Annotated in this window: 23 protein-coding genes; 16 read left to right on the top strand and 7 right to left on the bottom strand. The window is 66.2% G+C overall.

Translation table 11 applies throughout. The features are described from left to right. From ACMG4O_RS03835 to ACMG4O_RS03855, 5 genes are read left to right on the top strand one after another with little or no spacing between them, the layout of a single operon-like run. Entirely contained in the window at positions 1–912 is a 912-nt protein-coding gene (locus tag ACMG4O_RS03835) for a bile acid:sodium symporter family protein (protein ID WP_142947616.1), read from the top strand. Then, complete coding sequence (locus ACMG4O_RS03840; RefSeq protein WP_370185058.1) at positions 909–1,844, top strand: SDR family oxidoreductase; 936 nt, start codon at positions 909–911, stop codon at positions 1,842–1,844. Before ACMG4O_RS03835 ends, ACMG4O_RS03840 begins: the two co-directional genes overlap by 4 nt. Beyond that, positions 1,841–2,641, top strand: a complete 801-nt coding sequence (locus ACMG4O_RS03845) for an SDR family NAD(P)-dependent oxidoreductase (RefSeq protein WP_370185056.1) — start codon at positions 1,841–1,843, stop codon at positions 2,639–2,641. Before ACMG4O_RS03840 ends, ACMG4O_RS03845 begins: the two co-directional genes overlap by 4 nt. Then, a complete protein-coding gene (locus tag ACMG4O_RS03850; RefSeq protein WP_335628183.1) occupies positions 2,642–3,382 on the top strand; it encodes a sulfite exporter TauE/SafE family protein in 741 nt (246 codons plus the stop codon). A 28-nt stretch (positions 3,383–3,410) separates the two neighbouring features. Further along, positions 3,411–4,022, top strand: a complete 612-nt coding sequence (locus ACMG4O_RS03855; RefSeq protein ID WP_142947613.1) for a GNAT family N-acetyltransferase — start codon at positions 3,411–3,413, stop codon at positions 4,020–4,022. 219 nt (positions 4,023–4,241) lie between these two features. Here ACMG4O_RS03855 and ACMG4O_RS03860 read toward each other — a convergent pair whose 3' ends face one another. Next, the gene (locus tag ACMG4O_RS03860) at positions 4,242–4,877 is read right to left on the bottom strand and encodes a class I SAM-dependent methyltransferase (RefSeq protein ID WP_370202549.1); all 636 of its coding nucleotides are present in this window, start codon (positions 4,875–4,877) and stop codon (positions 4,242–4,244) included. Beyond that, complete coding sequence (locus tag ACMG4O_RS03865; RefSeq protein ID WP_194854850.1) at positions 4,874–5,971, bottom strand: alpha/beta fold hydrolase; 1,098 nt, start codon at positions 5,969–5,971, stop codon at positions 4,874–4,876. The genes ACMG4O_RS03860 and ACMG4O_RS03865 overlap by 4 nt, the downstream gene beginning before the upstream one ends. A gap of 186 nt (positions 5,972–6,157) precedes the next feature. On the opposite strand from ACMG4O_RS03865, the gene ACMG4O_RS03870 reads away from it, so the two are divergent. The 7 genes from ACMG4O_RS03870 (at position 6,158) to ACMG4O_RS03900 (ending at position 12,965) form a co-directional block, all read left to right on the top strand. Continuing rightward, positions 6,158–6,397, top strand: coding sequence for a hypothetical protein (locus tag ACMG4O_RS03870; protein WP_142947610.1), 240 nt, complete (start codon positions 6,158–6,160; stop codon positions 6,395–6,397). Positions 6,398–6,640: 243 nt separating this feature from the next. Further along, positions 6,641–7,249, top strand: coding sequence for a hypothetical protein (locus tag ACMG4O_RS03875; protein WP_370202550.1), 609 nt, complete (start codon positions 6,641–6,643; stop codon positions 7,247–7,249). Then, positions 7,246–7,815, top strand: coding sequence for a hypothetical protein (locus ACMG4O_RS03880; RefSeq protein ID WP_414434470.1), 570 nt, complete (start codon positions 7,246–7,248; stop codon positions 7,813–7,815). Before ACMG4O_RS03875 ends, ACMG4O_RS03880 begins: the two co-directional genes overlap by 4 nt. Positions 7,816–7,904: 89 nt before the next feature. After that, entirely contained in the window at positions 7,905–8,189 is a 285-nt protein-coding gene (locus ACMG4O_RS03885; RefSeq protein ID WP_142947607.1) for a hypothetical protein, read from the top strand. After that, a complete protein-coding gene (locus ACMG4O_RS03890; RefSeq protein WP_194854846.1) occupies positions 8,186–8,440 on the top strand; it encodes a hypothetical protein in 255 nt (84 codons plus the stop codon). Before ACMG4O_RS03885 ends, ACMG4O_RS03890 begins: the two co-directional genes overlap by 4 nt. Then, positions 8,440–10,005 carry a PepSY-associated TM helix domain-containing protein gene (locus tag ACMG4O_RS03895; RefSeq protein ID WP_414434471.1) on the top strand — a complete coding sequence of 522 codons (1,566 nt, stop codon included), beginning with the start codon at positions 8,440–8,442 and terminating at the stop codon, positions 10,003–10,005. The genes ACMG4O_RS03890 and ACMG4O_RS03895 overlap by 1 nt, the downstream gene beginning before the upstream one ends. Before the next feature lie 194 nt (positions 10,006–10,199). Further along, the gene (locus ACMG4O_RS03900; protein ID WP_414434472.1) at positions 10,200–12,965 is read left to right on the top strand and encodes a PKD domain-containing protein; all 2,766 of its coding nucleotides are present in this window, start codon (positions 10,200–10,202) and stop codon (positions 12,963–12,965) included. Here ACMG4O_RS03900 and ACMG4O_RS03905 read toward each other — a convergent pair. The 3 genes from ACMG4O_RS03905 to glnT all read right to left on the bottom strand — a co-directional run bounded on the left by ACMG4O_RS03905 (position 12,954) and on the right by glnT (position 16,097). Next, positions 12,954–13,562 carry a TetR family transcriptional regulator gene (locus tag ACMG4O_RS03905; RefSeq protein WP_194854843.1) on the bottom strand — a complete coding sequence of 203 codons (609 nt, stop codon included), beginning with the start codon at positions 13,560–13,562 and terminating at the stop codon, positions 12,954–12,956. The genes ACMG4O_RS03900 and ACMG4O_RS03905 overlap by 12 nt on opposite strands. Positions 13,563–13,624: 62 nt before the next feature. Next, positions 13,625–14,716, bottom strand: coding sequence for a putative urea ABC transporter substrate-binding protein (locus tag ACMG4O_RS03910; protein ID WP_414434473.1), 1,092 nt, complete (start codon positions 14,714–14,716; stop codon positions 13,625–13,627). A gap of 22 nt (positions 14,717–14,738) precedes the next feature. Further along, positions 14,739–16,097, bottom strand: coding sequence for a type III glutamate--ammonia ligase (gene glnT, locus ACMG4O_RS03915; RefSeq protein WP_142947601.1), 1,359 nt, complete (start codon positions 16,095–16,097; stop codon positions 14,739–14,741). Between the two features lie 148 nt (positions 16,098–16,245). On the opposite strand from glnT, the gene ACMG4O_RS03920 reads away from it, so the two are divergent. From ACMG4O_RS03920 to ACMG4O_RS03935, 4 genes are read left to right on the top strand one after another with little or no spacing between them, the layout of a single operon-like run. Further along, positions 16,246–17,271: an alpha/beta fold hydrolase gene (locus ACMG4O_RS03920; protein ID WP_414434474.1), complete on the top strand. Its 1,026-nt coding sequence runs from the start codon at positions 16,246–16,248 to the stop codon at positions 17,269–17,271. 43 nt (positions 17,272–17,314) lie between these two features. Continuing rightward, positions 17,315–18,049, top strand: coding sequence for a TetR/AcrR family transcriptional regulator (locus tag ACMG4O_RS03925; protein WP_185956858.1), 735 nt, complete (start codon positions 17,315–17,317; stop codon positions 18,047–18,049). After that, positions 18,050–18,757, top strand: coding sequence for a deoxyribonuclease V (nfi, locus tag ACMG4O_RS03930; protein WP_142947598.1), 708 nt, complete (start codon positions 18,050–18,052; stop codon positions 18,755–18,757). Between the two features lie 40 nt (positions 18,758–18,797). Continuing rightward, positions 18,798–20,435, top strand: coding sequence for a hypothetical protein (locus tag ACMG4O_RS03935; RefSeq protein WP_414434475.1), 1,638 nt, complete (start codon positions 18,798–18,800; stop codon positions 20,433–20,435). A gap of 12 nt (positions 20,436–20,447) precedes the next feature. Here ACMG4O_RS03935 and ACMG4O_RS03940 read toward each other — a convergent pair whose 3' ends face one another. Both ACMG4O_RS03940 and ACMG4O_RS03945 read right to left on the bottom strand, forming a co-directional pair. After that, entirely contained in the window at positions 20,448–21,335 is an 888-nt protein-coding gene (locus ACMG4O_RS03940) for a hypothetical protein (protein ID WP_414434476.1), read from the bottom strand. Positions 21,336–21,498: 163 nt separating this feature from the next. Next, positions 21,499–22,902, bottom strand: coding sequence for a hypothetical protein (locus ACMG4O_RS03945; protein ID WP_414434477.1), 1,404 nt, complete (start codon positions 22,900–22,902; stop codon positions 21,499–21,501). Positions 22,903–23,080 lie beyond the last annotated feature (178 nt).

Below are 23,080 nucleotides of genomic sequence, written 5' to 3' on the forward strand. Positions count from 1 at the left end.
ATGTCCCCCGATAACCCGATTGATTTCAGCACCGGCAGTCTGGTCGTGCTCAATGTGATCCTCGCTCTGATGATGTTCGGGGTTTCCCTGACCCTGCGTGGCGAGGATTTCCGGCGCGTGCTGCGTATGCCGGAAGCGCCGGCGGCGGGGCTGCTGGCGCAGTTCGTATTGCTGCCGGCGCTGACCTGCGTGATCACCTGGTTTCTCGACGTGGAGCCGGAGCTGGCGCTGGGCATGATCCTGGTGGCCTCCTGCCCGGGCGGCACCTTTTCCAACATCATGACCTGGCTGGCGCGGGCCAATGTGGCGGTGTCCGTCAGCATGACGGCGGTGTCCAGCCTGGCCGCCACCGTGCTCACGCCGCTGAATTTCGCGCTCTACGGCTGGCTGAACCCCAACACCCGGGCGATGGTCACCGAGATCGCGCTCGACCCCTGGAACATCCTGCTGCTGGTGGCGCTGGTGCTGGCGTTGCCCCTGGTGCTGGGCATGCTGGCCGGCCGTCACTTTCCACGCTTCGCCGAGCGTGCCCAGAAGCCCATGCGCGTGATCACGCTGCTGGTGCTGTTCGCCTTCGTGGGCCTGGCGTTCGGTAAGAACATGGATGTGTTCCTGGAAAACGCGGACCGTATCGTGGCGCTGGTGATCGGCCAGAACGCCCTGGCACTGGGCGTCGGCGCCCTGGCCGGGCTGCTGGTGGGCCTCAACCGTGCCGACCGGCGCGCGGTCACCATGGAGGTGGGCATCCAGAACTCCGGTCTCGGGCTGGCGATTCTGTTCACCTTCTTCCCGCAGGCCGCGGGCATGATTCTGATCGCCGGCTTCTGGGGCGTCTGGCATCTGGTCAGCGGCCTGGCGCTGGCGCTGATCTGGTCGCGTTCCGCCGAGCCGGTGGCCAAGGAGGGCCTATGAGCCGGGTACTGATCACCGGCGCCGGCGGTTATATCGGGCGCCTGCTCGGCGAGCGGCTGGCCGAGGGCCACACCGTGCTGGGGCTGGATGTGCGGGTGCCGCCGGGGCTGCCGTTTGACTGCCGGGAAGGGGATATCCGCGACCCCGCACTGGGCGAGCTGCTGCGCGAGCAGCGCATCGATACCGTGGTCCACCTGGCCGCCGTGCTGGAGGACTCCGGCGACCGGGCCCGGGATTACGACATCGACGTGAACGGCACCCGCAATGTGCTCGACGCCTGTCTGAGCGCCGGGGTCGGCCAGCTTATCGTCACCAGCTCCGGCGCCGCCTACGGCTACCACCCGGACAACCCGGCCTGGCTGGACGAGCAGGACCCGCTGCGCGGCAATCCGGAATTCGCCTATTCCGACCACAAGCGTCTGGTGGAGGAGATGCTGGCGGACTACCGGCAACGCCATCCGGCGCTGCGGCAGTTGATTCTGCGCCCCGGCACCGTGCTCGGCGAGGGCACCCGCAACCAGATCACCGCGCTGTTCGAGCGCAAGCGGATACTGGCCATCGCCGGCGCGGACTCGCCGTTCGTGTTCATCTGGGACCGGGACGTGGTGGGCGCCATCGTGCGCGGCGTGGAGACCGGCGCCGAGGGCGTCTACAACCTGGCCGGCGACGGCGCCCTGGGCGTGCGCCAGGTGGCGGCGATGCTCGACAAGCCGGTGCTGGTGCTGCCGGCCGGCCTGTTGCGCGCTGCCCTGGGGCTGGGACACCGGCTGGGGCTGACGCCGCACACGCCGGACAAGCTGAATTTTCTCCGCTACCGGCCGGTGCTCAGCAACCGGCGCTTGAAAGAGGAGTTCGGTTACCGGCCGGAAAAGACCTCCGAGCAGGTGTTCCGCCTGTTCGTCGACGCGGCGCGGGCCAGGAGGCAACTATGACCGCCCCGACCACCACGCTGATTACCGGCGCCGCGTCCGGCCTGGGCTGGTCCCTGGCCAGGGCGGCGTTCGCGCGCGGCCACAGTGTGATTCTGGTGGACCGGGACGCCGATGCCCTGGCGGAGAAGCACGCCGAGCTGGCCGCCGAGGACGGGCACCGGGTGCGTCACTTCGCCGTGGATCTTACCGACGGGCCGGCCCTGGAGCGCTTGATCGAAGCGGTCACCGCCGGCGGCCGGCTGGACGTGCTGATCAACAACGCCGGCATCACCCACCGCTCGCCGGCGGCGCGCACCGAAATGAAGGTGTTCCGCCAGGTCATGGCGGTGGACTGGGAAGCGCCGGTGGCGCTGACCCTGGGCTGCCTGCCGTTGCTGCGCGAGAGCGGCGGCTGCGTGGTCAATATCGGCTCCATGGCCGGCTGGATGCCGGTGCTGGGCCGCGCCGGCTACTGCAGCGCCAAGGCGGCGCTGACCCAGTTCTTCGAAGTGCTGCGCGGCGAGGTGGCGGACCAGGGCATCCGCGTGCTGATGGTGTACCCCAGCTTTCTGGCCACGCCGATCGAAACCAACGCCCTCGGCTTCGACGGCAAACCCGCCGCCCACGCCCGCTCGTCGGTGGGCAAGGTGCGCAGCGCCGACTGGATGGCCGAGCGCATTCTGGAGGCGCTGGCGCGCGGCGAAAAGCGGCTGTTCCCGGACCGCTTCACGGTGTTCGCCAGCCTGTTGTGGCGGCTGGCGCCGAATACCTATCATCGTTTGATGCGCCGCCGCTTCGCCGTGGAACTGGAATCCTGAATGCTGGAACTGTTGCTGTCCCCGTGGGTGTTGCTGGGGCTGTTCGTGCTGCTGGCCTACACCACCGAGGCGATGACCGGCTTCGGCTCCATCGTCATCGCCCTGTCCCTGGGCGCGCTGGTATTGCCGATGGATACGCTGATGCCGGTGCTGGTGCCGCTGAACCTGCTGCTCAGCGGCTACCTGTCGATACGCTACCGGCGGCTGGTGCACTGGCGCCTGTTGTTGCGCGGCATTCTGCCGTTGATGGCGGCGGGCACCCTGGCCGGTTATCTGGCGCGGCCCTGGCTGGGCCAGGCGTTGCTGCAAACCCTGTTCGGTGTGCTGATCGCGGTGTTCAGTGTCCGCGAGCTCTGGCGCCTGCGCCGCGGGCCCGCGCCGGCCCGGCCCCACGGCGCCGGCTGGGGGCGGGTGTGGATGCTGCTGGCCGGGGTCACCCATGGCCTGTATGCCTCCGGCGGGCCCTTGCTGGTGTACGCGCTGAGCGGCGTGGACCTGGACAAAAGCCGTTTCCGGGCCACCCTGATCATGGTCTGGTTCACGCTCAACGGTCTGCTGACCCTGGGGTATGCCGCCCAGGGGGCGCTGCAGCCGGTGTGGCCCCAGCTTGCCGCGCTGGCGCCGGTGGTGCTGGCGGGCATCGTGCTGGGCGAGATCCTGCATCATCGCGTCGATGAGCATCGCTTCCGCCAGGTGCTGTTCAGTGTGTTGTTGCTGGCCGGACTGGCCTTGGTGTTCTAGGATTTAAGGCAGCAACAAGGAGGGCGCCATGTCCGCAGTGGAAATTCGACCGGTGAGCGGCATTGCCGTGGAGCCGTGGCTGGACGAGCTCGCGGATCTGCGTATCCGCATTTTTCGCGATTACCCTTACCTCTATGACGGTTCGGTGGAGTACGAACGGGACTACCTGGACCGCTACGCCCGCTCCAAGCAGAGCGTGGTGGTGTTGGCCATGGAGTACAACCGTCTGATCGGCGCCGCCACCGGCCTGCCGCTGACCGACGCCGACCCGGAATTCGTGGCACCGTTCGAACGCCACGGCCCGCCCCCCGAGCAGGTGTTTTACTTCGGCGAGTCGGTGTTGCTGCCCGAGTACCGGGGCGAGGGCGTGGGCCACCGCTTCTTCGATCTGCGCGAGTTGTACGCCCAGGACTTCGGCTACCCGCTGACCGCCTTCTGCGCGGTGGTGCGCGACCCGGCCCACCCGCGGCGCCCGGCCGATTACCGCTCGCTTGAGCCGTTCTGGCGGGGGCGCGGCTACCGGCCCGAGCCGGCCCTCACCGCCCGTTTCCCCTGGAAGGATCTGGGTGACAGCGAGGAGACCGAAAAGACCATGCAATTCTGGATGCGTGACGCCGATCAGGCGGAAGCTGAAATGTAAAATGTGAACGTCTAGTACGTTCGCCTCATGAAGGAAGCGTCAACGCCGGTCTATAGTCGAACCCACTGGAGGGGGTAACTATGGATTGGTCCTACCTGAAGGGTCGCCTGCTGCGCGGCCTGCTTATTATCGTGCCGCTGGCGCTGCTGGCGGCGTTGATCGCCATGGCGGTGGCCGGGTAAGCCCTCCGCCCGTGCCGGTATGACGTCGAGGCCGGCGTTACCGCCGGCGTAAGAGCGCCACCGGATTGTTCGCCATCACCAGTTCCCAGCCCTGCTCCCGCGCCAGCCATTGGAAGGTGGCCGGCTGCCAGAAACACACATGGGTGGGGTCGCGCCGGTAATGCCAGCGCGGAAAATGCCCGTCGTCGGTCAGGAAGCGGGTCATCACCCCCAGCCAGCCCCCCGGTTTCACCAGCGCCGCGAATCGTCGCCACTCCCGCTCCGGCCAGTGCAGGTGCTCCAGTACCTCGGTGCAGGTGACGAAATCGTACTGCTGATCGAGCACCGCCGGGTCCGGGGCGTAAATCGGATCGTAGATCCGCATCGGGTGGCCGCGTTCCTCCAACATGCGGGCCAGGGCCGGGCCCGGGCCGCAGCCGAAATCCAGCCCCCGGTCGCCGGCGCCCAGGCGCTCGCACAGCGGCGCCCCCAGCTGATCCAGGAAACGCCGGTAGCCGGGGTCGTCCGGTTCATTGCGGTGCAGGTCGTACTGGGCTTTTTCGTCGGCGCGGTCGGGTAACTGGGTAACGCCGAGAAACGTCAGGTGGCAGCGCGGGCAACGCAGATAGCGGCGCCCTTCCACGGAGGCGAAGAGCTCGGCGTTGGGTTGCCCGCACAGGCGGCAGTCGCTCATGGGGCGGTCAGCCACTCCCGCAGGCTGTCGTAGGTGCGCGGGTCTTCCAGCATCGCCATATGGCCCATGCGATGGAACAGCCGCCGGGTGAGGTTGTCGGCGTCGGGGTAGAGCCGTTCGGCCAGGGCGCTGTCCACCCGCACCAGCCAGTCGCCCAGCGGGTTGTCGGCGCCCTCGTCACTGAGCGAGCCGGCCAGGAACAGTTGTTTCACGTGCGGGTCCAGCGGCACCTTGCCGCTGGGCCGGGCTTCATCCAGTGGCCGGTCCCGCCATTGCTTTTCCAGCACGTAGCCGAAGCGCAGGTCGCGGATGCCGTCGGAGCGCAGATTGCCCAACCGCATCAGGGGCCGGGAGTAGGGGGTGACGCCCAGCAGCCGGTTGGCCTGGTTGCCGACCCGCTCGAGCACCGCCCCCTGGTGGGGCGCCCCGAGGCACGCCAGATGGCTGATGCGGTCGACCCAGGCGTCGCCCCGTTCGCGGCCCTGATGCAGGGCGCTGCGCGACACCAGGCCGCCCATGCTGTGGCCGATCAGAATGACGCGGGAGGGCAGCGCGATGCCGGCCAGCAGATCGGCCAGTGCACGGCCGTTCTCGGAAATATGCAGGCCGGTGTTGTAGCGCAGCGTGCGGGTCTGGGCATCCAGTTTCGGGCCGGCCCAGTCGCTGAAGGCGCGGGCGGCCGGGTTGTTCCAGCAGCCTTCGTTCAGGCATAGCCCGTGCACGAACAGAATCAGGGTGTCCCGTTCCAGGGACGGCGCCTGGGGCAGCATGGTCATCGGCAGCGCGTAGTCGCTGTCCTGGGTGTGCAGCAATTGCCCGAACACGCCGTTGACCACGCTGCGCAGGTCCAGGTTGTCGCGCAGCTCCTGGTCCGGATCGGCGGCCAGATTGGCGAACCCGGCGAGATTGCCGGCCTGGCGAAACCCGTAACGGATCAGGTCGTAGACGATGGGCGCGGCGGTATAGCCTTCGCCCCGGATCTTGAACGGGTTGGCGATGGTGCCGTGCATATCCTGCACCACCTGTGTGACTTCTCCGCCCATTGTTGTTAGTAGCTGGGCGAGCCCGCCCAGTTGTTGGCTCAGTCTTTTCATCCCCGGCTCCTCATGCGCTTATCGATCATAGCAGGGTTGGTGCGGCGTCCCAACGCCGCCCGGAGCCGCGCAGCGCCGGTTTGTCGGAACGTAAAATAGAGGAAAATCAAAGGGGTGGCCCCTGTTCACTGGCGAAGCGGAACGATAGATTGCTCCTCAACGATCACGACACGTCGAGGAGTGACTATGCGTACGTTCAGTAAAGGACTGTTAGTAGTAGTGTTTGGTGGCCTGCTGGGTCTGGCCGGTTGCGATCAGCAAGGCCCGATGGAAAAAGCTGGCGAAAACGTCGACGAGGCCGTTGAGGACGTCACCGAAGATCAGGGCCCCATGGAAGAGGCCGGTGAAGAGATGGGCGAAGCTTGGGATGAAACCAAGGAAGCCGGTAGCGAAATGGGCGAAGCCATGGACGGTGACGACAGCTAATACAGCTTCGTCAGCGACAAAAAAACCGCCGGTCACCCCGGCGGTTTTTTTATGCCCGGACGCCGGCGACGCCCGGGCCGAAAAGATACATTCGGCTACATCCGTTCACCCAAACGGGACGCATTGTGTCTTTGGTGCTCCCCCCCGGCTGGCTAGAGTGAATGCGTATTGGGTGGCCCTTTGCCACCCGTGATCAGGGGCGAATATTGCGGGCCGCCCGGCCCGTTAACCAGGAGTGATCCGATGGCTTCCGAGGGACAAAAGGCGGCGTCCGAATCGCCGTTGCGGCTCGCCATCGAGGCGCTTCACGGCCGCGCCCGGGCCCTTTCCGAGTACTACTCCGTATACCGTTCCGGGGCCGGCCCCCGGGCCCGTGGCCGCCGCCATCAGCGGGTCCGCGAGCTGCGCCACGATATCGTCCGCCTGCAGGCCTGGGCCTGGTACTTGTCGGTGGCCGATCGCCGGCCCTGGTGGTGGCGCGCGCTCTACCGGCTCAGTGGCGTGTTCGGCCGTGATCGGCGCGAGCAGGCCGGCCGGCGGCGCCACCGCCGCGCCGGCATTCAGCGCCTGAGCAGCTTCAGCGTGGTGGACCGGGCCTATGTGGCGCACATGGAGGACTTCCAGGGCCGCTTGCTGACCCTGCAGCTGGCCCAGCAAAGCCGGCCGGACCCGCGCCGCGCGGTCTGCCAGCAGCGGCTGGAAGACGCCGTGCGCAAGCTCGCCGAACACCGCCGCTGCCTGGCCGAAAACGCCGGCCGGGTGGCGGTGATCTGTTGGGCGCTGGCCCGGGTGCTGCGCGTGCGCGGCTGGCTGGGTCTGGACCGCGGCGAGCCCTGCGTGGTGGATTCATGAGCGCGTTATCCCGCGACCTCGATACCCGCCTGCCGGTGGTGTTCACCCTGGCCGACCTGAAGCAGCAGCTGCCCGGCGACGAGCAGGCCGCCATGGCGTTGGCCCTGCGCTGGCTGGAAAGTGGCCAGGTGCGTCAGGTGGCGCCGCCACGGCCGGTGTTCATCCGGCTGGGCAGCGGTGAGACACCCGCCGAGGCGGATCTGTGCCTGGCGCTGCGGCGCGCCTTCCCCTCCCTGGTGGTGGTGGGCGGCTCCGCGCTCTGGCGCCAGGGCATCAGCCACGAGCGGGATGCGGTGCTGGACTGCGCGGTCAGCGAGCCGGTGGACCGCTGCCCGCTGCCCGGCGTGCGCCTGCACCAACGGCCCGCCGGCTGGCTGGATGTGGTCTCCCGGGCCGGGGGACTGCACGGGCATCTCCACGAGGTGCCGCTGTTGAGCGCGGAAATGGCGGTGGCCGACGCCGCCCGCTTCACCGATGTCTGGGTGCCCGACCGGGACCACCTGGACTGGCGCGCGCTTAGCGCGGAGCGCATCACCGCCGCCCAGGACGCGATGAACTCTTTGTGACCCCCCTGCAATAAGACGCCGGCGCATTGACCCCTTGCCGTCTCAAGAGTATAAATGCGAATCGTTATCAGGATCACTTTGAGTTCACTATGCTGTTCCTTCTCGCCGCGGTGCTGCTGACCGGCACCGCGTTACTGTATCTCTCCGACCGCCAGCAGCGGGCCCTGGCCCAGCCGTTGCCGGCCGCCGCCCGCCTCGCCGGCGTGATTCTGGTGGTCGGTGGTTTTGCCGGCTGGGGTTGGCGTTTGGGGCCGGGCGTGGGGTTGTTCACCGCCTGCTGGGTGTTCGCCCTGGGCGCCATCTCGCTGCCCATGCTGGTGGGCCATCTGGTCGACAGCTACCGGCGCCCCGGCGCCTCCGGAGAGAGGGCATGAGGGCGCTTTTGGGGGGGGTGCTGGGCTTGCCGCTGGCGGCCATGTTGTGCGGCCTGCTGGCGGCGGCGATGCCGGTGGACTGGCACGACTGGCTGGTACTGATGATGTTGCTGTGCCTGGTGTTCTGGGCCGCTTTGATCGTGCTCGCCGGGGTTGCGTCCAGCCATTGGCGTGCCGGCGTGGTACTGCTGGCGGCCAACGGCCTGGCCTGGCTGTTGCTGCAAACCACCACGCTTTACGGGGGGGCCTGATGCGCGTCGACACCATGAAACGGCAGATCGATCTGCATGCCTGGGTGGGTATTGTTTCCGGGTTGGCCTTGTTCGTGGCGTTCTTCGCCGGCGCGGTCAACATGTTCCACCATGAGCTGCATCACTGGCAGGAGCCCTGGGAGACCGCCGAAGCCGGCGACGCCAACATGCAGGCCCTGCTGGACACGGTGATCGCCAGAAATCCGGAGGCCGGCAACTGGCTGTTCCTGATCCCCGGCGACGAGCCCGCCGCCATCTGGCAGGAAAGGGTGGACGGCGAGGCGGTCTGGCACACCGAGCACGCCAGCGACTTCAACGATGCCGGGGAGGCCGTCGAGCGGCCGCATTCGGAGCTGGCCGGGTTCATCAACGAGCTGCATTTCCAGCTCGGCATCCCGACGGTGGGGCTGTACCTGATGGGCGTGATTTCGGTGCTGTACGGCGCCGCGCTGATCGGTGGCCTGGTGATCCACTGGCCGAAAATGAAAAAGGAATTCTTCGCGCTCAAGCACCAGGGCAATCTGCGCCGCTATTGGAAAAACCTGCATAACCTGGTGGGGGTGATCAGCTTCCCGTTCCATCTGATCTTCGCGGTCACCGGCGCCGCCATGGGCTGTTTCGCCTTGCTCACGCTGACACTGGGCGCCCTGGTGTTCGGGCCCCAGTTCCAGGGTGCCGCCACCGAGGCCATGGAGGCCTGGCCGACCCCGGAAGCGAGCGGTAACGCCGCCGCCATGGCGCCGGTGGACCAGTATCTGGCCACCGCCCGCGAGCAGCTTCCGGACATGGAAGTGGGCTGGATCGAGTTGCAGCAGTACGGCGATGAAAACGGCGTGGTCGACGTGGGCGGCTCGGTGCCGGGCAATGTGGCCCACCACGCCCATGTGGTGATGCGCGCCGACAACGCCGAGCTGCTGACGGTGTCCGCGCCCGGCGCGCGGCCGTTCAATCATTTCCTGCTGTCGCCGGTCTATTCGCTGCACTTCGGGGATTATGGCGGCCTGTTCGTGCGCCTGCTGTATTTCGTGCTGGGGCTGCTGGGCTGCCTGCTGTTCGTCTCCGGCAACATCATGTGGAGCGAGCGGCGCACCGACCGCCAGGGCCCGAGCCGGGCGGCCGCCATCATGTTGCGCCTCACCCTGGGGGTGACCTTCGGCGTGATGGCCGGTATCGCCGCGTCCTTCATGGCCAATAAGCTGGCGATGTATTCGCCCTGGCCCGGCACCACCGTGGTGGCGGAAAAAGCCGCCTTCGTCGCCACCTTGCTGGTGGCGGTGCTGAGCGCGTTCCGTTTCCCGCCACTGACCACGGCGCGGGTCTGGCTGCCCCTGTGTGCCGCGCTCTATGTGCTGGTGCCGGTGCTGCAGGGTGCCATCGAAGGGTTCGCTTCCTGGCTGGATCCGGACCGCCTGCTGGTCAACGGCTCGCTGCTGGCGATCGCCGCCAGCCTGTTCCTGGTCGACCGCCTGCGGGTGCGCCGTCTGCGACAGGCCGGGCCGCATCCGCTCTGGGTGAGCGGCGTCCGCCGGGGCGCGGCCGGGCCCGCCGAGGCCGGCGTCGCCTGAACGCCGGGCCGGGTCCCGGCCGCCGCCGCGCGTCTTTTTGTACGCCGCTTTGCCGCCCGTTAGCCACCCGATAGGCGACGTTCGCTGCTGAAGCGGCGCTTTGTATCTGTCTGTAGCCTTTCCCGTCCGCGCCGTCATGGCCCGGTCATCCCGTAAAGGAATACTCGCGCCTTGTTCTGGTACGGGGGTTCCTTATGAGCGGTTGGCAGGATTCAGGGCGGGCACGCCGGTTTTGCATGGTGCCGGTGTTCTTGATCACCGCGTTGCTGGCGGCCTGTGGTGGGGGTGGGGGTAGCTCGGACAGTGACCCGGCGTCGCCCGAGCCCTCCAACCGGGCGCCCCAGGCGAGACTGGAAGGTCCGGCCCGGCTGACCGCCGGCACCGAGGGCACCTTCCGGCTCACCGCCGAGGACGACGACGGCCGGATCGAGTCGGTGACCTGGACCGTGGACGGGGCCCTGACCGTGGTCGAGGAGCAGCCACGCCGCCTGACGGTGCGGGTGCCGACTTCGGCGGTGGACGGCGAAGCCCGGGTTCGGGTGCGGGTCACCGACGACGGCGGCGCCTCCGCGGAGGCGGTGAGCACGGTGACCATCGAGGCCGCCGGCGGCGATGCGCCCCGCGTGGACGCCGGCCGGGACCAGCGCGTCGATGAGGGTGAGGCCCTGCAGCTCAACGGTGGCGCCACGGTGTCCCCGGGGCGCTCCCTGCGGCGCCTGGGCTGGCGGCAGACCCACGGGCCCGAAGCGGTCATCGACGGCGCCAGGGACCAGAACCTGTTGACTATCGTCGCGCCGCAGGTGGACGCCGATACCGCGCTGACCTTCGAACTGGAAGCCGAGGATTCCAGTGGCGCCGTGGGCCGCGATACGGTCACCGTCACCGTGGTGGATACCTTCAACAACCCCCTGCCGACGGTGGATGCCGGCGACGACCGCACCGTCACCGCCGGCGAGCGGGTGGTGCTGGACGGCACCGCCAGTGACGACGGCGCCGTGGTCAGCGTGCTGTGGCGGGTGACGCCGGGCGGCCCCGCCCTGACCCTGGAGGGCGACGACCGGCTGCAGGTGGCGTTTACCGCGCCGCCGGTGGCCGAGGCCACGGACGTCGAGCTGTCGCTGACCGCCGTGGACGATCAGGGCGGGCGCGCCAGCGACCGCGTCACCGTCACTATTCTTCCGGCACCGGCCAACGCTGCCCCCCGTATCGATGACGCCTATGCCGACCCGGGCGTCGCCAGCGGCGGCGAAACCGCACGGCTGCTGGCGGTCGCCTCGGACCCGGACAACCACCCGTTGCAATACCGCTGGACGCAACGGGATGACGGCGCGCCGGCGCTGGCGATCGACAACGCCGACACCGGCGACGCCCGGGTCACCCTGCCGCTGCTCGAGGAGGCCACCGTGTTCGGCTTCGAGGTGACGGTGTCCGACGGCGACCGCGAGACCAGCCGCACGGTGACCCTGCAGGCGACGCCCCGGGCGGAGGCCTCGCCGGGTGTGTTCCAGTGCCTGCTCAGCCCGCTGCAGGCCGGTTGCCCGCTGGCGGTGCTGGGCGGGTTGCTGGACCCGGACGGGATCGGCGCCTGCCTGGGCGATCCGCGTGATCCGGCCTGTCCGTTCTCGGCGCTGGCGAGCCTGGATGATGGCGTGGCGGGGTGCCTGCGCGATCCCGCCGGCGGCGGCTGCGAGGCGATTCTGGGCAAGCTCACCGACCCGCTCTACGTGCTGGAAACCCTGCCCCAGGCGGCGCCCGCCGACCAGTGCACGCCGGCCTTCGACGCGCGCACTTTCGAGCATTACATCGGCGCCATTCACGAACACACCGGTTATTCGGACGGCGCCATCAGCTCGCGGCCGGCGGAGGTGTTCGAGCGCACTCGGGCGCTGGGCCTGGATTTCACCGCCGTCACCGACCACTCGGACAACACCCGCCTGCCGCTTTCCGTTAACGGCGATTGTTTTTCCGAACGCTTCTTCGAATGTCTGATCGCCGATGACGACGCCCCCTTCGATTCGTTCCGCAAGTGGTCCGCCACCGAGGAACAGGCGCTCGCCGCCAGCGACGACGGCTTCACCGCCATCCGGGGTTTTGAGTGGACCTCGGACCGCTTCGGGCACATCAATCTGTTGTTCGGCGACAACGTGATCAACGCCAAAACCGGCCCCGGCTACGCGGTGTCCATGGGCCTGTTCTGGCAATGGTTCAGTTACCCCGCCGCGTTCGGTGGCGGCGGCGACAGCCTGCTGGTGTTCAATCACCCGGGGCGCGAGGACGCGCTGGAACAGATCGTCGAGCCGATCGGCGGCGATCCCGCCTACACCTTCAACGATTTCCGCTACGTGCCCGCCGCCGACCGCCGCGCGGTGGGCCTGGAGGTGTTCGGCAAAGGCTCGGAGTACGACTCCGGCGGCCCCGGCGGCAGCTGGCTGGCCTACGCGCTGGATAAAGGTTGGCATCTGGGCGCGGTGGGCTCGGAGGACCATCACGATGAGGAATGGGGCGATCCGGATCTGCCGAAAACGGTGTTGATCGCCCGGTCCCGCGACGCGGCGGACTTAAAGGAAGCGTTGTCCGCGCGTCGCTTCTACGCGGTGGCCCAGGGCTACAACGACCTGCGCATGACGGTGCGCGTGGACGACAAGCCCATGGGCAGCCGTCTGCGCCGCCCGGAGGGACAGCAACTGCCGTTGCGGGCATCGCTGAGCCGCGCCGGCGCGGATTTCACCGGGCGCATGGAGCTGGTCACCAACGGCAACCGGGTGGTCGCCACCGGCACCGGCGCGAGCTGGACCGCGACGCTCACCGTCGGCGACCAGGAGCGGTATTATTTTCTCCGCATTCTGGATCCGGACACGGGCCGCCCGGTGGCGTTCTCCAGCCCGGTGTGGGTGTTGCCCGGGGCGTCCCCGTTGCCGCTCTGCGAAGCCGACGGTGGCGGCGCCGGATCAATCCTGTAGCAGGCGGTCGAGACGGTCGAGGAAAAACGGAATTTCCTGTTCCAACTTGAACAGGCGAGGGGAGAACAACCAGGTCTGGGTGATGCCCATCAGATAGGTGTAGCACAGCAATCCCAGCTCGTCGGCGCCGTGGCGATCACTGATGAGCTGCTGTTGCTGGGCCTGCGTGACCAGGTTGGTGAGTACCGAGACCACGTCCCGGGTGAGTTTGCGCTCCCGTTTGAGGGTGCGCTCCATGGTCGAGGTGAGCTCGGTTTTATTGAGCAGAATTTCAAACGACTGACGGTGCCAGCGGTTATCCACCAACAGGCGCAGCCATTGTTCCGCGAATTCATGGATGGCGTTTAACGGATGTGCCAGCTCACCGCGTGCCTGGTTGATCAGGTCGGCCAGCGGCTGCTGCGAAAACGAAAGCACTTCCTCGAACAATTCATCCTTGTTGTTGAAGTGCCAGTAAATCGGTCCCCGGCTGAAGCCCGCCTCGGTGGCGATCTTGGCCAGCGTGGTGTTGGTGTAGCCGTTGCTGCTGAAAAGCTGCAACGCCACTTCGACGATTTTGCGGCGGGTTTTTTCCGCGTCTTCTTTTGTTCGTCTCATCGGCAACGCGGCCGCCACGCGCAAGCGAAACGTGGCGGCCGGCCTCCCTGTGCGGATTAATCTTACAGTTCGCCGTCGTCGGCCATCTGCATGTAGGTGGTGTCAAAGCGCAGCTTGATGTTGCCTTTGTCACCCAGCACCTTGCCACCCGGGAAGGCGATGCCGATAAAGTCCGCACTGGGGGCGCCTTCGCCGAGCAGACCGTGTTTGAACGAAAACTGACGCACGTCGTCCATGGCCTGGAAGGCTTCGTCGCTGTTGGCGAAGGCCACGGCGGTATCCGGCTCCCAGAACATCTTCATGCCGGCCAGTTGGTCTTCGTAACCTTTCTGGTCGGTGCCGGAGGCCTGGCCGAGAAAGGCGCGGGCGTCCTCGCCTTTCTGGGTGTTGCTCTCCAGGATCGCCATCACTTCGTACCAGGCGCCGGTCAGTGCCTTACCCAGCTTGGGATTGTCCTTCAGGGTTTCGGTGTTGACCAGGGTCAGGTCCTTGATGTGGCCGGGGATCTGGCTGGAATCGAACACGATCTCGGCGCCGGGGGTGGCGGCGGCTTCGGTGAGCAGCGGGTTCCAGGTGACGATGTTGCGCACGTCATCGCTGCTGAACGCCGCCACGATGTCGGCGTCCGAGGTGTTGACGATGTTCACGTCCCGCTCGCTCAGGCCCTGTTCTTCGAGCGCCCGGGCCAGCAGATAATGAGACACCGACAATTCCACCAGGTTGATGGTTTCGCCTTTCAGCGACGCCACGCCGCCTTCCGGGTCCTTCATCACCAGGCCGTCGTTGCCGTTGGAGTAGTCGCCGATCAGCAGGGCGGTGGAGTCGACACCGCCGGCGGCGGGGATCGACAGGGCGTCCATGCTGGTCAGGGTCACCGCGTCGTACTGGCCGGCGGTGAACTGGTTGATGGATTCGATGTAATCGTTGATCTGGGTGATCTCCACATCGATGTCGTACTTGTCGGCCCACTTGTCCATGATTCCGGATTCATCGGCGTACTTCCAGGGCATCCAGCCGGCGTAGATGGTCCAGGCCAGCCTGAAGCTGTCGCGTTCCCCGGCCTGCGCGGTGGACGGTGCCAGGAAAGAGGCGGACATCACCCCGGCCAGCGCCAGCGCACCGGTCCAGTGAAGAGTGCGTTTGATTAACTTCATGGTGTTCTCCTGTACGGTCGGATCAGAACATTTTCAGGTAGCGTTTCACTTCCCAGTCGGAAACCAGGTTGTGGTACTGCTCCCACTCGGAGCGTTTGAAGTCGATAAAGCTGTCGAACATCAGGTCCCCGAACACGTCACGGGAAAGCGGGTCCGCCTCGAAGGCGTCCACCGCTTCGCCCAGGGTGCGCGGCAGCATTTCAATGCCCATCGCCTTGATCTCGGCGAGGCTGTGGTCGTTCATGTTTTCCCGGTGCGGTTCACCCGGTTCCAGTTTTTCGCGAATCCCTTCCAGGCCGGCGGCCAGCATCATCGCCGCGCCCAGATAGGGGTTGCCGCTGATGTCCGGGGCGCGGCATTCCACGCGGCCGCCCTGGGACGGAATGCGCAGCATGTTGGTGCGGTTGTTGTTGCCGTAGCAGCAATACACCGGCGCCCAGGTGGAACCGGACATGGCGCCGCGCTGCACCAGACGCTTGTAGCTGTTCACGGTGGGCGCGATCACCGCGCAGATGGCGCGCGCGTGTTTCAGCACCCCGGCGATAAAGTGGTAGGCCAGCGGTGACACACCGCACTGGTGCGGGTCGTCGCCGTCCGGCTCGAACAGGTTCTTGCCGCTGTCGATGTCCGCCAGGGACATGTTGAAGTGGGCGCCGCTGCCGGTGCGGTCGGCGAACGGCTTGGCCATGAAGCTGGCGAAGGCGCCGTGCTTGCGGGCGATCTCGTTGGCCATCATGCGGAAGTACACCAGACGGTCGGCCATGTTGAGGGCGTCGGTGAACATGAAGTCGGTTTCGAACTGGCCGTTGGCGTCCTCGTGGTCGAAGGAATACACGTCCCAGCCCTGTTCGTTCATGGCGTCCACGATCTCGTCGATGATCGGCAGGTTGTCCATCAGCACGCTGGGGTCGTAGCAGGGCTTGTCGAGCACATCGCGGTCGCTGATCGGCGCGAAGCCGCCGTCCTCGGTGTCCTTGAACAGAAAGAACTCGGTCTCGATGCCCAGGTTGAAGCTGAAGCCCAGCTCGGCGGCGGCCGCCAGCTGGCGTTTGAGAATATGCCGGGAGCAGGCCTGGAACGGCTCGCCGTTCAGGTGCAGGTCGCTGGCGAACCAGGCGAGCTGACGGTTCCAGGTGCACTGGGTGGCGCTGGCCGCGTCGGGCATGGCCGCCACTTCGTCGTCGTTGATGTCCTGGGGCACACCGTCCAGGGCGGCGCCGGTGTACAGTTCCGAACCCTTCATCATACGGTCCAGGTGGTTGAGCGGCACGAACTTGCCCTTAATGGCGCCGTGGATATCCACGTAGCTGGCCATGGCGTACTTCACGCCTTTTTCCGCCAGATCCTGGCGCAGGGATTCAACGGGTTGGTACGCATTCATCGGTTTCTCTCCTGTCGGTTCCGTCGCTGGGCGCTCAGGGTGCGCCTTGGCACGATTCCTTCATTCAATATACATGCCAGCCTGTATATATAATTTCGGACGCGCGGCCTTCCCGGCCTGTTCGATCCGGCCTGCAAGGAGAGAAACAGTGGTTCAGAAACAAGGGTTTAGCAGAGAGATTCGACTGGGCGATCTGCCGCTTAAAAAAGGCGGTGTGCTGCGCGATGCCGTGCTGACCGGCTACCAGATCGGTGCGTTGAACGCGCGCCGGGACAACCTGGTGATCGTTCCCTGCTACTACGGTGGCACTTATGAGGGCAGCCTGCCCCTTGTTGGTGCGGGCGGCCCGCTGGCCGGCGGCGACTACTGCGTGGTGCTGTTTGATATGTTCGGCAACGGGCGCGCCAGCTCGCCGAGCCGGTGCCACCCGTCACAGGCGGGGCATCGTTTTCCCGCCGTGACTCTGGACGACAATGTGGAGGCCCAGCGCCGGGCGTTGCAGGCCTGGTTCGGCGACGTGGACATTGCCCTGGCCACCGGCTGGTCCATGGGCGGGATGCAGTCCTATCTGTGGGCGGCGCTGCATCCGCAGCGGGTGCGGCGCCTGCTGCCGGTGTGCGCCACCGCCCGCTGCTGGCCCCACAACCGGGTGTTTCTCGACGGCGTGCGCAGCGCCTTGATGGCGGACCCGGTGTACAACGGCGGTGATTATCAACGGGCGCCCGAGGCCGGGCTCAAGGCGTTTGCCCGGGTCTACGCCGGCTGGGCCTATAGCCAGGCGTTTTTTCGTCGCGGCCTGTACCGGAATCTGGGCTTCACCGATATCGACGCGCTGCTGCGCTTCTGGGAACAGGACCATCTGGCCCAGGACGCCAATGACCTGCTCGCCGTGATGCATGCCTGGGAGAGCGCCGACCCCGGCGACAACGCCCGGTACGGCGGCGACTACCGCGCCGCCCTGGGCGCGATCAGCGCGCGCACGCTGGTCATGCCGTCGCGGACCGATCTGTACTTCACCGTCGAGGACGCCCGCCACGAGGCCGGGCTGATTGCCGGTGCCCGCGTCGAGGTGCTCGACTCCGACTACGGGCACGCCGCCGGCGCCCCCGGCCGCGAGCCGGTGGCCATGGCGCAGTGGTGGCGTACCATGGCGGGCCTGCTTGCTGCTCCCTGAGCTGCTAATATTCAGCCATTAAATGACGTGGAAGGCCGGAGCCATGACAGCGAGGACCGAGATACGAAACTCCAAGAGTAAAAGCCGGGCGCTTAAGGGGACCCGCCTTGAGCTGACGCTGGCGGCGGAGCAGGTGTTCGCGGTAAAGGGTTTGCAAGGCGCCACGTTGCGTGAGATTCGTGAGCAGGCCGGGCAGAGAAACGAGTCCGTCATCCACTATCATTTCGGTTCCCGCGAGGCGATCGTGGAGTCGGTGTTGCAACTGCGCTCCGCGCCAGTGGACGCACGCCGAACCGAAATGCTTGATCAGGCACTGGCGGCAAGCAACGGCATGCCGTTGAGCACTGAGCAGATATCCCGTTGTTGTCTCATGCCGCTGGCCGAGTTGCTTCTCGACGGCTCTTCCCCAGGTCATTACATGCGCTTTTTGATACAGCTACGCGTGGACCGTGCTGTCTGGCGCCAGTTTCGTGGTCTTTACGGGTTGGGGCTGGAGGCTTGTCTTGCCGCCCTGCGCGACTGTAAACCCTACATGCCCGTGCAGATTGTCGATCAACGCTTTATAAGCGTCATGGATATGCAGGTTAATGGCCTGGCCGCGCTGGAGCAGATTCAGCACGCTCAAGGTTCCGCGTTCCGCTACGACGACGCGCGTGTGCGTATTGAAGATTTGATCGCCACCGGGGCGGCGATGTTTGATGCCCCGTTGTCGCCGGCCGTTGTGGCGGCGCTGGATAAGAGCACGGAACAGGTTCGCAAGGACGAAGGCAGAGGTTGAATGGTTACCGCGCAGCAACTGCAGCAACAATGGGCCGACATGGACGCGTCGCGGGCCCGGCGCATACAGCGGGACACCGCGACGCAGGTCAGGCTGAGCGACGATTTGCCGCCGGTGCGCACGGTTGCCGGCGTCGATGTGGGGTTCGAGAACGCCGACACCGCCCGTGCCGCCATTGTGGTGCTGGATTACCGCACCCTGGAGCCGCTTGATTACGCCCTGGCGCGACTTCCGGTGGCCTTTCCGTATGTGCCCGGGCTGCTGTCGTTCCGCGAATGTCCGGTGATCCTGCGCGCGCTGGAACAGCTTCGGGTGGGGCCGGATGTGCTGCTTTGCGATGGCCACGGTATCGCCCACCCGCGCCGGCTGGGTATCGCCGCGCACCTGGGCGTGCTGACCGGGCTGCCCACGGTGGGAGTCGCCAAGAAGCGCCTCACCGGCCGCCACGGCGAGGTGCCGGAGGGGCGCGGCGAATGGACACCGCTGCTGGACCGCGCCGGCGACACCCTGGGTGCCGTCCTGCGCACCCGTGTCAGCACCCGGCCGCTGATCGTGTCCCCGGGCCACCGCACCGATCTGGCCACGGCGCTGGAACTGGTGATGGCCTGCACCACCCGTTATCGGCTTCCCGAAACCACCCGTTGGGCGGACGGCCTGGCCTCGAACCGGGGCCAACGATGGCTCGCCCGCCTGGATGCGCTGCGCTAATCTGGATCGACAACATCGATAACAACCAGGGAGAGCGTACATGGACCATCTCAGAACATACCGCTGGCTGTCGCTGACCGCGCTGCTGCTGGGCGCCGCCGCCTGCAGCACCACGCCACCGCCGCCGCCGGAAGCGGAATACGGTGAACCGGTCGTCGTCGAGGGGCCGTTGCCCTACCTGGGCGTGCACGGCCTGGGCATCGACCCCCAGGGCCGGCTGCTGGCCGGCAGCGTGGTGGGGCAGTCGTTGTCCCTGGTGGACCGGGAGAGCGGCGCGGTCAGCCCGTTCGTGGGGCCACCGACGGGCATGGCCGATGACGTGGCGTTCGGGCCCGACGGCGAAGTCGCCTGGACCGCCTATCTGGTCGGCGAGCTGCGCATCCGCAACGCGGCCGGTGAGATTCGTACCGTGGCCAGTGGCCTGCCCGGGCTGAATTCCCTCGCCTATACCGAGGACGGCCGCCTGTTCGCCACCCAGGTGTTCATGGGCGACGCGCTCTACGAAATCGACCGCGGCGGTGAACAGCCTCCGCGCAAGATCATCGAAGGCATGGGCGGCCTCAATGGCTTCGAGTTCGGCCCCGACGGCCACCTGTACGGCCCGCTCTGGTTCAAGGGCGAGGTGGTGCGCGTCAATGTGGAGAGCGGTGAGATGGACACCGTCGCCGACGGCTTCCGGATACCGGCGGCGGTGAACTTCGACGGCCAGGGGCGCCTGTATGTGGTCGACAGCGCCACCGGCGAGCTGCTGCGCCTGCGACCGGATAGCGGCGAAAAAGTCCGGGTGGCCAGGCTCAAGCCGTCGCTGGACAACCTCGCCATCGATAAGAAAGCCGGCCTGCTTTATGTCTCCAACATGGCCGATAACAGCATCCAGGAAGTGGATCTGGCCGACGGCCGGGTTCGTGACCTGGTGCGCACCCGTCTGGCCGCGCCCTCCGGTCTGGCGATGGTCGGCGACCAGCTGCATATCGCCGACACCTTCGCCTACCGGGTGATGGACACCGGCAGCGGCGACATCCGCGAAGAGGGCCGCATGTGGGCGTCCCATCTGGAGTACCCGCTCAACGCCTGGGCGGACGAGCACGTGGTGGTGCTGACCAGTTGGGCCACCGGCACGGTGCAGGTGTTCGACCGCGCCAGCGGTGGAATGACCCACGGTTTCCACGACTTCCAGGCGCCCCACGACGCCGTGCAGCTGGCCGATGGCAGCCTGCTGGTGGCGGAGCTGGCCACCGGCCGTCTGCTGCGTGTCAGCGGTGAGCAGGGCGAGCAGCGGGAAGCGGTGGTGGTGGCGCTGGCCGGTCCGGCGGGCATGGCGTTCAACGCGGACCGCTCAACCCTGTTCGTGACCACGGCGGGCGGTTCGGTGTGGGCGGTGAACCCGGCGGACTGGTCCAAGCGGCGGGTCCGTGACGGCCTGGCGATGCCGGAAGGCATCAGTGTCAGCGCGGCCGGTAAGCTGCTGGTGATGGAAGTGGGCAAGCAGCGCCTGCTGGAGATTGATCCGGTGGACGGCGCCACCCGCACGCTGGCCGAGGACCTGCCGGTGGGGCTGCCGGCGCTGGAGGGGCTGCCGCCCACCGGGGTGTTCAACGACGTGGTGGAAGCGGCCAACGGGGATCTGTTCTTCACCGCCGACCGCGACGCCGGGCTGTACCGCCTGCCCCGGCGCTGACCTTCGTGCCTGCTACTGACTGGCGGGCAGCGTGATCCAATGACGGTCGTCCGGCGTCTGGCCGGACACCGTCTTCACCACCGCCAGGTAGTCGCCGACGAACTCCACGATTTCCACCCGCCCCACGCTTTGCCCGGGGCGGAACGCCACCACCTGGCCGGAGGGCGCGCGTACCGCCTTGCCCGGCTCCCGCACGTCCAGCCGCTGGCCCTGATTCAGACCGTTAACGCGGCTGGCACTGATATACAGGCCGCCGTCCTCGCCCTGGAAGACGCGGCTGGACCAGGGGGCCATGGCCACGCGCCGGTTGATCTCGTCCATGAGCGCGTCGGCACCGGCTTCACTGTTGGCGAAGCGGTCGATGCGGTAGTGGGCATTGAGGCTGGTGTCGTGCAGCTCGGCGCTGAGCCCGTTACCGTCCTGTGCCGGCGATATTTCCACCAGCATGCGAACCCCGGGATAAGCCGCCAGGCTGGCCAGGCACGCTTCCGCGGCCGTGTCCTGCCGGCAGGGCTCGGCGCTGTCCAGTGTCTCGGCGACCAGGCCGCCGGGCAGCGGGCGCAGCCCCTGTTCGGAGGCGTCGCTGTAAAGCGTGCTGATCAGGGCTTCGCCGTCGCTGATGGAGGGCGACAGCACCAGGCCGATATTGGCCAGCGGCGCTTCGCCGTCGGCGGTATCGGGGCGTTCCGCTTTGCCGGCGCTGGCATTATTGATCCAGCGCTCCCAGAACGGGGTTTCCCAATTGGGTGTGTCGGTATTGAAAGCGGCTTGCGAGTCCACCAGGGCGGTGGTGTCTTCGGTGGTCATGCCTTGGGTGGCACAGCCTGCCAGGGTACCGACGCTCAGCGGGCCGGCGATCAGGGCGGCGATCAGCGCGCGCCGGGGGATGATTTGAGTCATGGCGGTGGTTCCGGATACGTAACAATGAAGAAAGAGTGTGCGCAACCCTCGGTGGGCTTGTCCAGCGCCGTTTCAGGCTTTTAAAAACGACGAAACCGGGGCAGCTTGCACTGTCCCGGTTCCGAAGTGGTACACACTAAGTGGTACTAAGTGGACCTGTTGCTTAGAAGCTCACAGCCAGGTTAACGCTGGCGGCTTGTACGTCGTCCTGGGAGAAGTCAGCACTGGGCAGAGCGCCCAGCAGCGTGTTGCCGGACAGAGCGCCCGCTTCGTTCTCTTCCAGAATGCCGTAGGTTACCCAAGTGCGCAGAGTCTTGTTCACCTGGTAGCTCAGCTGCAGGTCGTAGAAAGTGCTTTCGTCGCTGACGCTGTTGCTGCCGCCCGGGGGGGCCGGGTTGTCGATGTCCAGCTGGCCCACGGCGCCGGTGATGGCGAGTTTCGGGGTTACGTTCCAGGTCAGTTTGCCGGCGAGCACGGACTCATCGTAACCTTCGACACCGTAACTCTGCGCCATGGTGTAAAGGCTGGTCGGGTTAGCGGTGCTCTCCGGGTTGTTTTGGATCAGGCTGGAGTACGTGTCGAAACCGGGGGAGATGTAGCCGCCATCCTGAGCGCCAACATATTGTACACCCCAATCCATTACCCCTACGGAGCCTTCCAAACGAATGTACTGGGAGAGGGCATCTTCGGTTACAAACTGGCCATTATTCGCCGGAGTAGTAACCTTGCCATTGGTGAAGTAGTTGGCGCCCACGGTTGCTTTCGCGACTTCGCCGATATTACCGGAGATATAGCCTGAAAACAGATCGGCACCACTAACTACGTAAGGGCCAGAGGTGTTTGTCGCCTGAGTAATATCGCCCTCATAGTTTTTTAAGTATTTGATGTACAAAGCACTAATGTCCAGGCCCATGGGCTTGCTCACGAAACCGAAGACAAACTGGTCACCGTTGTCAGTGTTTTCAAACGTGTCCAGGTCGCGACGGCGGTCATAGATGGCCAGAACCTGGAAGGTCTTGCTGAACGGTTGGATCAACAGGACGCGGTCACGGCGGTCGTCACAGACCAGGAAGCAGTTGTTGTAGCTGGTCGCCTGACGGCCCACGCGCAATACGGTATGGCCGAAGGGGATCTGCAAGTAGCCCAGGTCCAGACGTACGTTGTCACCGGTGTTGGTGGCGTTGAATGCCTGGGGGTTGGTGGGGCTGTTGCGGGTACTGTCACCGGACCAACGGTCGCCGGCCAGTTCCACGCTGGTGTGCAGGGAAATGCCGGTGTCTTCGTCCAGGAAGTCGCTCTTAACGCGAATCAGATGGGCGAAGCCGTTGTCATTATCGTTGCGAGGATCACCGACGACGTCGAAAGCGTCGGATTGTGCGTAAAAACCGGTGGCGCGGTATTCAACGCCGAAATCGGTTTTCAGTGCCTGGGCAGCGGGGGACAGCGCGGTGGCGGCGCCGAATACGGAAGCCAGGCCGATTGCTTTGGTCAGAGAAGAGATGCGGAGTTTACGGTCGGCACTGCTGTTCAGCGCCCCCTGAGCTTTATTGGTCCACTTAAGTGCCATTGTTTTTGTCCTGTTTTCTTCGAAGTTTATTGGTATTTGAGGGCTTATCCGGTTATCCAGCGCCGGCCTCGAAACCCTCTTATATGCCCTTCCCAGGGCATCGTCTCCCGAGCGGACACCTTTACGAAGAAAGAGTCCACTAGACTTTCGGCGAATACCTGAAAAATCAGCTGTTCAC

It is taken from the genome of Alloalcanivorax venustensis, assembly GCF_047495515.1.
In the GTDB taxonomy this organism is placed as follows: domain Bacteria; phylum Pseudomonadota; class Gammaproteobacteria; order Pseudomonadales; family Alcanivoracaceae; genus Alloalcanivorax; species Alloalcanivorax venustensis.

Bases quoted from the DNA above. Each gene is read 5' to 3' on its own strand.
- ACMG4O_RS03835 (WP_142947616.1), top strand. From the start codon at position 1: ATGTCCCCCGATAACCCGATTGATTTCAGCACCGGCAGTCTGGTCGTG.
- ACMG4O_RS03840 (WP_370185058.1), top strand. From the start codon at position 909: ATGAGCCGGGTACTGATCACCGGCGCCGGCGGTTATATCGGGCGCCTG.
- ACMG4O_RS03845 (WP_370185056.1), top strand. From the start codon at position 1,841: ATGACCGCCCCGACCACCACGCTGATTACCGGCGCCGCGTCCGGCCTG.
- ACMG4O_RS03850 (WP_335628183.1), top strand. From the start codon at position 2,642: ATGCTGGAACTGTTGCTGTCCCCGTGGGTGTTGCTGGGGCTGTTCGTG.
- ACMG4O_RS03855 (WP_142947613.1), top strand. From the start codon at position 3,411: ATGTCCGCAGTGGAAATTCGACCGGTGAGCGGCATTGCCGTGGAGCCG.
- ACMG4O_RS03860 (WP_370202549.1), bottom strand. From the start codon at position 4,877: ATGAGCGACTGCCGCCTGTGCGGGCAACCCAACGCCGAGCTCTTCGCC.
- ACMG4O_RS03865 (WP_194854850.1), bottom strand. From the start codon at position 5,971: ATGAAAAGACTGAGCCAACAACTGGGCGGGCTCGCCCAGCTACTAACA.
- ACMG4O_RS03870 (WP_142947610.1), top strand. From the start codon at position 6,158: ATGCGTACGTTCAGTAAAGGACTGTTAGTAGTAGTGTTTGGTGGCCTG.
- ACMG4O_RS03875 (WP_370202550.1), top strand. From the start codon at position 6,641: ATGGCTTCCGAGGGACAAAAGGCGGCGTCCGAATCGCCGTTGCGGCTC.
- ACMG4O_RS03880 (WP_414434470.1), top strand. From the start codon at position 7,246: ATGAGCGCGTTATCCCGCGACCTCGATACCCGCCTGCCGGTGGTGTTC.
- ACMG4O_RS03885 (WP_142947607.1), top strand. From the start codon at position 7,905: ATGCTGTTCCTTCTCGCCGCGGTGCTGCTGACCGGCACCGCGTTACTG.
- ACMG4O_RS03890 (WP_194854846.1), top strand. From the start codon at position 8,186: ATGAGGGCGCTTTTGGGGGGGGTGCTGGGCTTGCCGCTGGCGGCCATG.
- ACMG4O_RS03895 (WP_414434471.1), top strand. From the start codon at position 8,440: ATGCGCGTCGACACCATGAAACGGCAGATCGATCTGCATGCCTGGGTG.
- ACMG4O_RS03900 (WP_414434472.1), top strand. From the start codon at position 10,200: ATGAGCGGTTGGCAGGATTCAGGGCGGGCACGCCGGTTTTGCATGGTG.
- ACMG4O_RS03905 (WP_194854843.1), bottom strand. From the start codon at position 13,562: ATGAGACGAACAAAAGAAGACGCGGAAAAAACCCGCCGCAAAATCGTC.
- ACMG4O_RS03910 (WP_414434473.1), bottom strand. From the start codon at position 14,716: ATGAAGTTAATCAAACGCACTCTTCACTGGACCGGTGCGCTGGCGCTG.
- glnT (WP_142947601.1), bottom strand. From the start codon at position 16,097: ATGAATGCGTACCAACCCGTTGAATCCCTGCGCCAGGATCTGGCGGAA.
- ACMG4O_RS03925 (WP_185956858.1), top strand. From the start codon at position 17,315: ATGACAGCGAGGACCGAGATACGAAACTCCAAGAGTAAAAGCCGGGCG.
- nfi (WP_142947598.1), top strand. From the start codon at position 18,050: ATGGTTACCGCGCAGCAACTGCAGCAACAATGGGCCGACATGGACGCG.
- ACMG4O_RS03935 (WP_414434475.1), top strand. From the start codon at position 18,798: ATGGACCATCTCAGAACATACCGCTGGCTGTCGCTGACCGCGCTGCTG.
- ACMG4O_RS03940 (WP_414434476.1), bottom strand. From the start codon at position 21,335: ATGACTCAAATCATCCCCCGGCGCGCGCTGATCGCCGCCCTGATCGCC.
- ACMG4O_RS03945 (WP_414434477.1), bottom strand. From the start codon at position 22,902: ATGGCACTTAAGTGGACCAATAAAGCTCAGGGGGCGCTGAACAGCAGT.